At 52.2% G+C, this 12,191-nt stretch carries 9 protein-coding genes; 5 read left to right on the top strand and 4 right to left on the bottom strand.

Features of this window, described 5'->3' with window-relative positions:
• The first annotated feature begins 37 nt into the window (after window positions 1–37).
• Together fusA and AC6I8K_RS18915 are read left to right on the top strand one after the other, a co-directional pair.
• A complete protein-coding gene (gene fusA / locus AC6I8K_RS18910; protein WP_483818135.1) occupies window positions 38–2,134 on the top strand; it encodes an elongation factor G in 2,097 nt (698 codons plus the stop codon).
• An 87-nt stretch (window positions 2,135–2,221) separates the two neighbouring features.
• Window positions 2,222–2,815, top strand: coding sequence for a LuxR family transcriptional regulator (locus AC6I8K_RS18915; RefSeq protein WP_483818134.1), 594 nt, complete (start codon window positions 2,222–2,224; stop codon window positions 2,813–2,815).
• An 89-nt stretch (window positions 2,816–2,904) separates the two neighbouring features.
• Here AC6I8K_RS18915 and AC6I8K_RS18920 read toward each other — a convergent pair whose 3' ends face one another.
• From AC6I8K_RS18920 to AC6I8K_RS18935, 4 genes are all read right to left on the bottom strand, one after another.
• The gene (locus AC6I8K_RS18920; protein WP_483818133.1) at window positions 2,905–4,071 is read right to left on the bottom strand and encodes a CblD like pilus biogenesis initiator family protein; all 1,167 of its coding nucleotides are present in this window, start codon (window positions 4,069–4,071) and stop codon (window positions 2,905–2,907) included.
• Window positions 4,072–4,080: 9 nt separating this feature from the next.
• Window positions 4,081–6,819, bottom strand: a complete 2,739-nt coding sequence (locus tag AC6I8K_RS18925; protein ID WP_497827277.1) for a TcfC E-set like domain-containing protein — start codon at window positions 6,817–6,819, stop codon at window positions 4,081–4,083.
• Window positions 6,820–6,896: 77 nt separating this feature from the next.
• The gene (locus AC6I8K_RS18930) at window positions 6,897–7,400 is read right to left on the bottom strand and encodes a CS1 type fimbrial major subunit (RefSeq protein ID WP_064741403.1); all 504 of its coding nucleotides are present in this window, start codon (window positions 7,398–7,400) and stop codon (window positions 6,897–6,899) included.
• 101 nt (window positions 7,401–7,501) lie between these two features.
• Window positions 7,502–8,299, bottom strand: a complete 798-nt coding sequence (locus AC6I8K_RS18935; RefSeq protein ID WP_497827278.1) for a fimbrial protein — start codon at window positions 8,297–8,299, stop codon at window positions 7,502–7,504.
• 481 nt (window positions 8,300–8,780) lie between these two features.
• Between AC6I8K_RS18935 and AC6I8K_RS18940 the strand changes: the two genes are divergently transcribed.
• The 3 genes from AC6I8K_RS18940 to AC6I8K_RS18950 all read left to right on the top strand — a co-directional run bounded on the left by AC6I8K_RS18940 (window position 8,781) and on the right by AC6I8K_RS18950 (window position 12,166).
• On the top strand, window positions 8,781–9,644 hold the full coding sequence (locus AC6I8K_RS18940) for a hypothetical protein (protein ID WP_497827279.1): 864 nt from the start codon (window positions 8,781–8,783) through the stop codon (window positions 9,642–9,644).
• A 179-nt stretch (window positions 9,645–9,823) separates the two neighbouring features.
• Entirely contained in the window at window positions 9,824–11,437 is a 1,614-nt protein-coding gene (locus tag AC6I8K_RS18945; protein WP_497827280.1) for an ABC transporter substrate-binding protein, read from the top strand.
• 204 nt (window positions 11,438–11,641) lie between these two features.
• Window positions 11,642–12,166: a GNAT family N-acetyltransferase gene (locus AC6I8K_RS18950; RefSeq protein ID WP_064741407.1), complete on the top strand. Its 525-nt coding sequence runs from the start codon at window positions 11,642–11,644 to the stop codon at window positions 12,164–12,166.
• Window positions 12,167–12,191: the final 25 nt, after the last annotated feature.

Genomic DNA, 12,191 nt, shown 5'->3' on the forward strand with positions numbered 1-12,191 from the left:
CGCGCCGCATGACTAGTCGAATGACTAAGGACGCATCATGCCCCGAACCCTCCCCATCGAACGTTATCGCAACATCGGCATCTCCGCGCACATCGATGCCGGTAAAACCACCACCACAGAGCGCATCCTGTTTTACACCGGAATGAGCCATAAGTTAGGTGAAGTGCACGATGGCGCGGCAACCACCGACTGGATGGCGCAGGAGCAGGAGCGTGGTATCACCATTACCTCGGCAGCGGTGAGCTGCTTCTGGCCGGGCATGGATGGCAGCTTTACGCCGCACCGTATCAACATTATCGATACGCCCGGACACGTCGATTTCACCATTGAAGTTGAGCGTTCTATGCGCGTGCTCGATGGCGCAGTGATGGTGTATGACGCGGTCGGCGGCGTGCAGCCCCAGTCAGAAACCGTGTGGCGCCAGGCCAATAAATATCATGTGCCGCGCATTGCCTTCGTTAATAAAATGGATCGCCAGGGTGCGGATTTCTTCCGCGTCGTGCAGATGATGAAAGACCGATTGCATGCCAATCCGGTACCGATCGTTATTCCTATCGGTGCGGAAGAGCACTTTAGCGGCGTGGTCGATCTCAACAAAATGCGCGCTATTTACTGGGACGACGCCAGCCAGGGCATGAGTTTCAGTTATGCCCCGATTCCTGCTGAGTTGCACGCACTCGCCGCCGAGTGGCGCGAGAACATGGTGGCCGCGGCGGCAGAAGCCAGCGAAGCACTGATGGATCGTTATCTGGAACAGGGCGATCTCAGTGAAGACGAGGTGATTGCCGGATTACGTCAGCGCACCTTGCTGGGTGAAATCCAGCCGATGCTGTGCGGCAGCGCGTTCAAAAACAAAGGCGTGCAGCGCATGCTCGATGCGGTGATTGAACTGATGCCTTCACCGCTTGACGTACCGGCAGTGAGCGGCGTCAACGAGCAGGGCGAACACGACGAACGTCATGCGGATGACAGCGAGCCCTTCTCCGCGCTGGCGTTCAAATTGATGAGCGATCCCTACGTGGGTCAGCTGACGTTCGTGCGCGTTTACTCCGGCGTGCTGCGCAAAGGCGACAGCGTGTGGAACGCGGTGAAAGGGCGTAAAGAGCGCATCGGTCGCATTGTTCAGATGCAGGCCAATGACCGTATCGAGATCGAAGAGATTCATGCGGGCGACATCGCCGCCTGTGTGGGGTTAAAAGAGGTCACCACCGGCGAAACGCTGTGCGATCCTGTTGCTGTGATCACGCTAGAGCGCATGGAGTTTCCCGATCCGGTGATTTCGCTGTCGATTGAGCCGAAAACCAAGAGCGATCAGGAGAAAATGGGCCTGGCGTTGCAGCGGCTGGCGGCCGAAGATCCGTCGTTCCGTCTGCACACCGATGAGGAATCGGGCCAGACGATTATTTCCGGCATGGGCGAGCTACATCTGGAGATTATCGTTGACCGCATGAAGCGCGAGTTTGGCGTGGAAGCCAACATCGGTCGGCCGCAGGTTACCTATCGCGAAACCATCCGCAAAACGGTGCGCGAAGTCGAAGGCAAGTTTGTGCGCCAGTCGGGCGGTAAAGGTCAGTACGGACATGTGGTGCTGACGCTGGAGCCGCAGCAGGCGGGTGCCGGATTTGCCTTTGAAGATGCGACCAAAGGCGGCGTGGTGCCGCGCGAGTTTATTCCTTCGGTGGAGAAGGGGATTCGTGAAGCGCTGAACAGCGGCGTGCTGGCAGGTTATCCGGTGGTGGACATCAAAGCCACGCTGACGTTTGGTTCATACCATGATGTCGATTCCTCGGAAATGGCGTTTCGCATGGCGGCAATCTTGGGCTTTAAAGCCGCCGCGAAACGGGCCGATCCGGTGATTCTTGAACCGCTGATGCAGGTGGAAGTGGAGACGCCGGAAGAGTATGCCGGTGGCGTGATGGGCGATCTTTCGGCGCGGCGCGGGACGCTGCAGGGCATGGATGAACGCTTTGGTGCGCGCATTATTCGCGCCGAAGTGCCGTTGTCCGAGATGTTTGGTTATGCCACCACGCTGCGATCGATGTCGCAAGGCCGCGCAACCTACAGCATGGAGTTTGCGCATTATGCGGAAGCACCTCGCAACGTGGCCGACAGTATCATCGCGGCGCGCGCGTAAATCACTTAGCACCAAAAATGGACAGTTAATTTCTGCCGGTAAGCCGCTAGTATTCGCAGGATGAGGGATAATTACCGGAAATTAATCATGGATGTATTTTATCTGGATCAGTCCTGCTTTCACCAGCAGGGCTTATCTGCGCTTCTGGAACAATCAACTATTACCTGCTGTAAAAATATCGGTGAATTGAAAACTCGACTCAGTGAACGGGATAAAATAACCCGCCTTCCACCCGTCATTATTTTTGATTTACCTGCAAACTTCCGTACGGCGCTGACTTATATTCGTTATCTAACAAAATTGAAGATCTCCCGAAACGCGACGCTGATTTTCTTTTCTGATTTAGAGAAAAACAAAATTAACTACAGCAGTCATGCCATCAATGCTGATTGTTTTATCAATAAAAAATCGTCGACGGACTTCATCAGTAGTACGCTAGCCATCAGGCTTTGCCACCATAAAAATGGTCTGTCATTCGCCTCTCCCGTCGTCAATAATCATTTAACGAAGAAAGAATTTAATTTCCTGTGTTGCTTATTCACTTACGAATCCATTGAAGGTGTGGCGAAAATAACCGGTGAAAACAAAAAAACGCTCTACAGCCATCAGAACAAAATCGTCAAAAAACTTAATCTGAAAAATAGCCTGCATCTGTATCAGCGTTTTACCAATAACTTTTAAGCCAGCGATACAGTGGACCAATAACGTTGGGCGCGCAATAATGCGCGGCCAACGACATATTACCCCGTGAAATGTCCTTACTGACCACGTCATTGCGTAGTCGGGGTATAGATAATTCTCAACGTCCCCTGATAACGACCCGCTGTTTTTGACGATAAGGTGAAGGCCGGCGTGATGAGTTGTATGGGTGCCGGAACGCACAATACCGAATTGCTCTGTCCCGGTAACACCACTCGGCGCAATATCCCTCTATTGGTGCCACTCCAGATGATTTCATTACCGTTCTCAACCACCTGACGCGCTTTGGTCAGCGGATTGATCACTTCAATCGCATAATCGAGACGATTTTGCGCCAGATTTTTGTCCGCGCCATTGAGATATAGTGAAAACAATCCCGTGGCTCTGGCGGGCGCGGCTGCACCTTCATCCTGAAAGATCAGGCTCACCCGGTTACTGTCAGAATTATTGCCATCATACAGGCACATATCCAGCGAGCGACTGCCGCTAACGGTGGTGCTGGCGCGCGCGCCGGGGAAGGTTTTCAAACCGAGGTCAACGTTGGCGGCCGCATTGCCAAACTCTGGCAAATAGATCTGCTGATTGCCGTAGTCCGTCACCGTAAATGTCATCGTGGCGATCCAGTCACCCATCTTGGTGACGTTAGTGCATCCCACATCGACATTCTGGGAATTGCCGGTGCAGCCAGTGACTGGCCACTGCATCAGCGACATTTTCAGTGTGGCGCTCCAGGTGCCCGCCGACGGAAATTTACTCAGCTCTGAAGAGGGCAGATATGCCGAATAATCGGTACCATCGCCAGCCGGTGTGACGGCGCCGCCAAAGGCATTCAATGGCACCAAATTGGTGGCCACCACCGCGTTGTTCAGTGAACGACGTTTGGTGAGATAGACGTTCAATACGCGCGTCTGTTTGGTGCTGCTTTCGGTAAACAACACCGGCACGGGATACGGCGATGGTGACGCTTCCAGCCACACCGGAAAGGTCAGGCAGGCGCCATACTGATTGTTGGTGCGCGACTGGCAAACCAGTGTATTTCGCCCCCATTTCGGCGCGTCGTTAGTATCGTAACCCCCACTTTCATTGGTCCAGATCGGCAATTGCGCCGGTACAGACATGCGGTCAAAGGTGACGGCAATGCTGGTATTGCGCCCTGAAGGCGTAAGCATGGCGGCCTGCGCCTGCGTGCCCACCATCAGCCATAACAGTGCCAGCGCGGTGAGAAATCTACTCTTCATCCAAAGTCCCTATTGTTGTTCCTGCAAAGAAAGCGCGGTGCGTGCCAGTGGCACCTCATCCGAGCGGCGAGTGGCCGTCAGCAATTTTGCCCGCTGCTGCACGTCCTGAGGCATGGAGGCCAGTTCAATGGGTTTACAGTCGCTGTCGCCGACGTAACGCACCACGTCGTGAGTGCTTTTCACCTTCATTTCACAGCGGTACATCTGCATGCCGCGCACCATGTACAAATTTTTGATGCGGTGATCGGTTTCTGCGCTGAATCCGCCCTGACCTAAACCGGACCAGCTGGCGACATTCAGCGGCGTGGCACCTTCCAGCGGAATATGTTGATTGATCATCAGCCTGCCGAGCCAGGTATAGCGTGAGACAATATTCACCTCACTGACCAGCATGCGTCCCGGGGCGATAAACAGCGTGCGTCGTCCGGCCCCTTGGGTGATTTCACTGCGTATCCCATCAGTCGATTCAATGGAATCATTGATGCTAAGGGTGCTCTGGGTATAAGCCGGCAGGCTGAACAGCGTGCGGCCGGTACCGTGCAAGCTGGCGCTGCCTGCGCCATCGACGGAGACGTCCACCCGGCTATCGCGACTCTCATCGCTGCTCGCAACGTGCAGACCGACAGCCGCGCTGGGCAGGCCGTTGCCCCATTTTCCCCAGTACAGGCCGGAACGCGCCACCGCCAATGAGGAGTTATAACTCCCGCTGCTGCTTAAACGCTGACCGGATGAACGGGAAGATGCCGAGCTGAATGCCAGACTGCCGCTGCCATATTCGCCGCCGGTTTTGCCGTAAACGGAGGCATTCAGGGTATTTTCCTGATTGCCGTTGAGGTTCACGCCGATTTCCTGCTGGTTCTGCGCATCGAAATACCAGTTTTGCGCCACGTTATAGCCAACCTGATCTTTGTTGTTGCGATCGGTCTGGTAGGTCACGCCAACCGAACTGTAGTTTGAAGGTGATTGGGTGGCCGGCGTGCTAACGCGCGAAAGCGAAAGGGAGAGGAAGCCGCCGTTATCGCGCGTGATCCCGCTGCTGGTGGAGCGCGTAAAGAGAGTGGCGCTGGTATTAATATTGATGCCGTTGACGCTGAAGCCGCGGCCAAGGCCAGCCTGCCATGTCGTGGTCTGCGTTTTGCTGTAGGTGTTACGGCGCGCCCATACCGGCACGACCGCGTTATCATCCAGCTGGACCGGGATCACATTGCGACCTTCATTCTTGCTGGCGCTATAACCGGCATTCAGATACCAGCTGTTCACCGGCACGCTAAACATCAGGCTGCTGCTCTGATAGCAACCGCTGAAACCGTATTGCCCGCCGTTGTTGCTATAGCAATCCCGCGCATACAGGGCGCTGCGGTAAAAACTCAGAGAGAATCCGTCGTTATAGGAGACTTGCTGGATATTACCGCGCGAGCCTTCACTGCCTTTCAGGTAGCTGAAGCGGGTGGTGAGAATGCCATCGAGCAGCAGGTTGTCGAATCCATGATTCCAGTCGAGCGCGCTTTCGATAAAGCGGTTGCGGTTGGTCAGGGCAACACCGCCGGTTAGCGCGGCATCTTCCGTCACAGGGACTTTAACCCCCGCCTGCATCACGCGGCGGTCGGCACCCTTTTCCGACGCTGTGCCGTTGCCCTGAACCTCGCGGTCGGGGATGGTGCCACCTTGTACAAACCATTCAATATTCTGGCTGGTCGCATTGCCTGTACGGCTAAAAGGAACCTGCTCGGTGCGTGACAACTGGTTATCTTCATAGATGCGTAGCGTCACGCCGTAACTGCCGTTGGGAAAAGCGGTGGTATCGAGATTTTGCGTGCCCGCATTGAGGTAAAACGTGCCAAGCAGTTGCTGACCGCGATAGGCATCAACACGCGATGGACGCGTAATAAATACCGTTACCGGCGTGCCCTGTGCCGCCTGCGCACGGTTCACCCAGGCGAGAGTCGAACCCACGCGCGCGCCTTCGATGGTGCTGAGCGGCAGCTGGCTTAAGGTAATGTTGCCGCCGGCGTTACTGAAAATATCCCGTGAATCCATGCGTCCGGCCTGAACGTAATAGCGTTTGCCCAGATCGCGGCGCAGGAAGACGTTATTGAAACGCACTTCCTGATGATTTTGCTGACGGTATTTCTGCGCGAGATAGTCCCAGTCAATGCCGGCATAACTGTTCTCAGTGAATCCGAGCGCGCCCGCACCCTGCAGCGATAACGTCTGATCACCGCGATTAGTGACGAAATTGATATTCTGCTGATGAATAAATGCCGCTTCCGTTTCTGCGGTCTGTTGGTAATAGGGCGAGTGAGGCTTTGCGGCAAGCGGTACAAATTCGGGACCAAGAAACAGTGACGCCCGGGCATTGTTTTCGTCATAGATCAGTGCAAGAGAATCCGTCTCAAGATAGTCGCATCCCGCCGCGCCGCCGTTGCTGCTGCATGCCCGGTTGCCGTTGCGTGCCAGAGGTTCACGCATCAGTTGGTCCAGGCGTTTTTCCTGTTGCGGGTCTTTTTGATAATGCTTCATCACCGCCAGTGCAACCTCATGCGGTTTTAGCAATGTGACGGTATCAAGTGAAACCGAAGCTTCAAAAAGGCCGAGCGATTGCCCGTAAACAGAAAGGTTGACCCACAGCGTCTGGCCGGTGACCAGCGATTCAAAACCAGGCGGAACCTGTGTGGCAGCACGGGTTGAAAGGGAAGGGATCAGGGTAATGAAAGAGGCTATTAAAACAACGCGGATATTAACCTTCATTACAGCGTCCTGCTGAAAAAGAATAACAAAGGGGGCGAAAGGCCCCCCGAAATAATTGTTCAGTCAATGCCGACAAATTAACTCTGCGTGGTGGCCTGAGTAATTAATAAGCTGACTACACCGGAATAGGTGCCGGTCGCCAGCACGCCTGGCGTAGTCTGGGAGATTTTCAATGGCAGTACTGACGAACCATTGGTGGTCCCCGCCGGGAACAGAGAGGCGTAAGTCAATGCTGTCGCGGTGGTGGTGATTCGTTTTAAATCCGCGCCCAGTGTGACGGTCAACGGTACCGCCGTACCGGTGACGGTATCGTTCAACTGGGCAGCACTCACCAGCGCAACGTTGATATTTGCGGTTTGCGAGTTCGACCAGATTTTGGTGTCCAGTGAATAGGTAGACAAACCACGGCCCGGAATATATTGCATATTAATGGTGCCCGGTAATGCGGTGCCGTCTGCCTGCGTCATATCGACCGTCGCATCGACGTTAGCATTCACTGTAATATCTTTCTGCACAGCCTGTGCATTAAATGCAGCCGTTAACGCAGCAGCGATGACGAGTGGTTTAATTAATTTTTGCATTTTTAGCTCCGTGAAAATCCTTGTACTGGCCTTGAATGACCGTCTTATTGGTAGTGAACTGCTTTATAACAACAGGTTGTTATTCCCTTAGAACATGCTGACTAATGTCCGATAACGTATTCGCTGATATTTCGCGTGTTAAGATCAACATGTTTTATTCTGATTTCCTGAGCTGCATTTAATTCTGCAGAACGCCATGCTTTGAAGCGCAGTGTTTCATCCGGATAGACCGTCGCGTGTTCTTTTTTCCACTGACAGCTGCTGCTGATATGTTGTCTGGAGCAGACCGCAACTTCACGAATCACAACGCGTACCGTACCTGTGTTTTTTACTTCCCCCGACGTTGTCGAGCTGAGAGCTAACGAGGCCGTGCGCGGCGGAATATGGACCAGCACGCCCCAAACTAAATTGATGCCGACTTGGTTGCTGATGTTATTATTCTGAGGTGATTTATCTTTCAGTTCATCCGGCGCAGCCACAGCCTCAAAATAAACACGCCAGGCGGTCTCTTTTTCCGGCGGTTGTAGTGCAATCAGGCGAATGATGCGTTGTGAACCTGAAGCCAGTGCGAACTTATCCGGGGTGGCGATAAGCGACTGTGAAACGCTATCGTTAACCAATATTTCTTTTTCAAACGGTGTCGCAGGACGCTCTATTCGCTTGATGCTGACTTTAATAAACTGCGCCTCACCGCTCTGCGATAATGTCTGGACCTGTGCCGTACCCTGGTTATTCAGGGTAACTTCCATAGGATAGACGCTCATATTTGCCCAAGCCGATGCGGATGAGAGAAAACCCATTGCTATCAGAGGGTAAGCGAGTTTTTTCGCAAGATGGGTTTTTGATAATGCGCCAAAAGAAAAGCCGCGACGTCGGGTGAAATGCAGTGAATCGTCCATGATAAATCCTTATAAAATCCATTAAAAACCTGTCGAATATTCCCTCTCCTGATCGGTTTATCTGTAAGCCAGGATGCCTTAATCACCGGAATAGCCGTGCGTTAAGAAAGTTCTCATACGGACTTTGTTGAGTCACTGTCCATTTTTGTGGTTAATTTTTTTGAGGTTTTGATCAAAGAGATTGTTTTCCAATGCAAAGCAAGCTAACGCAATGAAATAGCTATAAAAAAATAAGTTAATTCCGTGAGTTAGTATTTATTTAATCCGGTTAAAATAAATTCAGCCTTATACAAAATAAGTTGTTGATGATAGGATTATGCTGAGAAGGGCAAAAAAGACCCTTGCAGATATTAGAAAATTTCCACTGTTACTCATGTTGCCATATAGCATCCTGAACCGTTACTCATCAGGCCGTGAATAACACATCAGAAGCATGGCGAATATTTTTTTCATTTAGCAACCGGGCACACAAAACAGCAATATGAAAAGCAAACAACAACTCACGCAGTTGATTTTTCAGCGAGCAGAAGAGATTAAGTCGCATAAAAATATAGCGTTAGTGATGCAAAAGCATTACAACCTGTTGTTCAGACTCTATCTGACTAAGCCGCTCTATTTTAAAGTCATTTTTAAAGCCAATCGTTTTATTATCGGCTCTGCTATCATGGCGTATTTTTTCACCACCGATAAGCCAACACTGTGTCAGGTAAAGGACTTCTGTAAGAAAACGGGACTCATCAGCAATAACACCATTGACTCATTTCTGCTGTTTATTCGGGTAGGCGGACGTATGGAAGTGGAAAAAGATGCGCAGGATAAACGTAAGTTAACGTATAAGGTTACCCGCAAAGCATTGGATGAAACACGGGCTCTAATTAATACCATGATGATCCCTTACGGCATGATGTATGAAGATTTTGATGTCTCAGCTTGCTTAAAAATGAAAACGTTCAAAACCGAATATTTCAAAAAATACGCAGAAATTACCCTTAATCACGTCCACTTATTCGATATGGTACCGGATAGTAAAGCATTCATTTTCAGGGACGCCGGGCATATGCTTCTGATGGATCTTTACATCGAAACCATCAAGCAAAAGAGCAGCGTGATCGAATACAACTTCTTGAAAGCATCGCTCAAATGCGGGGTGTCCCGTTCGCATATAAAACGTTGTCTGCAAGCTGCTGAAGCGGCTGGCTTGCTGACGATTGATACCGTGAACAACAGCATTATTTTACATCCGTCCTTCATGCAAATGGCGTTGGATTATTTTGCCGTTTATATGGCAATGGTCGAGTATGGACTGCGCGGTTTAACCGGTGTTCCTCCGCTTGTGGCAGGTTGATACGCTAGCCGTTACCGCGATTAAACAACGCTGTTAATTATTAATTGCCATATTCAACAAATCCATTGCCACTATTGTCGTTTTACTTTTATTTGTCCGAATTTTAATAATTTAGCGGGAATATCATTGGGCGCTATTAAGGCCATTCAGAAAATAGACTCGCATTCACCAAGGACACTATGAAATTAACTTCAATCGCTCTGGCAGTAGGCTTCAGCTTACTGGGAAACGCGTTCAGCGTGGTGGCCGCCGATCAGCCGGTGAGCGGCGGCAGTCTGACGGTCGGCGTCGAAACCGAACCGACCACCTTTAATCCGCAACTTAACGGTCAGGACAAAGCAGAAATCACGCTGCGTAATTTCTGGGAATCGCTGCTGGCGCGTCGTCCGGATGGCAGCTTTGTGCCGTGGCTGGCGCAGAGTTATGAAGCCAGCCAGGATGGCAAAGTGATCCGCTTCAATCTGCGCCGTGACGTCACCTTCTCCAACGGCGAGAAGTTTGATGCCAATGCGGTTGCTGATAACTTCCGTCAAACTCAGGTCGCGCAATATTGCGCCGGCACCAGTTTGTGCCTGATGGGTTCGCACATCGAGAAGATTGAAACGCCAGACGATCACACCGTGGTGATCACCTTGAAAGAGATTTACTCGCCGTTCCTGTCCTTCGCGGCGGGCTTGCAGATTCTGGCACCGGCCAGCTGGAAATCACCGCAGCTGAAATCGGGTGGCAAAGACCTGGCGGGCACCGGGCCGTTTATTCTCGAAAGCTATGAGAAAGGCCAGCAGGTGACCTACGTTAAAAACCCGAAATACCACTGGGCGCCAGCAACCGCCAGGCATCAGGGACCGGCGTATCTCGATCGCGTGACCTATCGCTTCCTGCCAGAATCGTCTGTGCGCACCGGCGCGCTGCTGTCCGGTCAGGTGGATGCGATTGAAGGCATTTCGGGCAACGATGCTGGTGAATTCAAAGACAATTCCGACTTCACCTATCAGCATGCGCTGAATACCGGTACGCCGTATTCGCTGTTCCTTAACGTGGAATATGGTCCGACGCAGGATGTCAACGTGCGACGGGCGTTACTGCAAGGTCTGGATATCGATTCGCTGCTGAAATCAGTGTATCGCGGCGAACGCACCCGCGCGTGGGGCATCACTTCGCCAATTGATCCGCTCTACAACAAAGAGCTGGAAGGCAAATACGGCAACAATCCGGATGCCGCCAATAAGCTGCTGGATGACGCCGGCTGGAAAAGCCGTGACGGCGAGGGTTTCCGTACCAAAGATGGCCAGCGTCTGCGTATTGAGCTCATTCAGGCACAGGCAACGGTGCGTGATCAGCGCGATGTATTGTTACAGGCGATTCAGGCACAAGCGCGTCAGCGTCTTGGCGTGGATCTCAAGCTTAACTACGTCGATTCCGGTACTTATGCGGATGTGCGTAAAAGCGGCAAGTTCGGCACCATCGCTAACTCCAATACACCAACCGATGGCGTGGATATCGAAAACCATTATCGTCCGATCACACAAGGTGGCGCGATTAACTACAGCCGCGTCAACGATGAGAAGATCAATGGATTGCTCGACAAAGCGGCCAGCACGCTGGATCTGAAGCAGCGCCGCGATTTCTACAGTCAACTGCAGCAGGTGGCATTACCGCAGCTGGCGCTGGCAGTGCCGCTGTACGAACCCGAAGATCAGTTAGCCACCGCCAGCTACGTGCACGGTTACGGTTTCCGCAGCTACAAGCAGATGCCAGAGAGCGTGTACGATGTGTGGGTGAGTAAACACTGATTTCGCGATTACCGACTATTCAACAATCACATTATCACCGTAGGGTCGCCATTCATGGCGACCTATTTTGCGGTGCGCATTAATGCGCACCCTACAACACAGCGTATTTCCCATATTCAACAAATCGATTGCCGTTATTCTCGGTTTACTTTAATCCGCCGGATTTTAATACTTTCCGCAAGATTGATTAAAGGAACGGTAAATATGAGCCAGCTGATTGAAGTCGCTAAACCCGAAGACGCCGAAGAGGTTTTTGCACTGCTGCAACGCGCCTATGCCGCGCTGGTGGCGTTGGATGTGCATTTCACCATTTCGCAGGGCAACGTTGAGCAGGTTCGCCGCGTAATCGAGCAGGAAACCGTGCTGGTGCTGCGCAAATGGAAACGCGCGGTGGCCACCGTCACGGTACGTTTTCCGTGGCAGCAGGATGAACACGCGCCGTCATCGCTGCCGTTCATTCACTGGTTCGCCGTCGATCCCGATTACAAAGGGCAGGGCTACGGCCGCGACATCATCAACTATGCCGAAGAAACCCTGCTGAAAGAGACGCTGAAAGCGCCGGGCGTCTATCTGGCCACCGCCATCAAGCATCCGTGGCTGAGCGAGCTTTATCTGCGCCGTGGTTATCAACCGTTCCATCACCGCACCAACCCATTAGGCGAAGCGCTGGTCTTTCTGAAAAAGGAATTCAACCCGCCAGCCGATCAACCCATCGCCAAAATCGCCTGAACAACTAAAAAAGCACCTGCAACCA

It is taken from the genome of Pantoea sp. X-Soil-ISGK-421 (genome assembly GCF_059730785.1).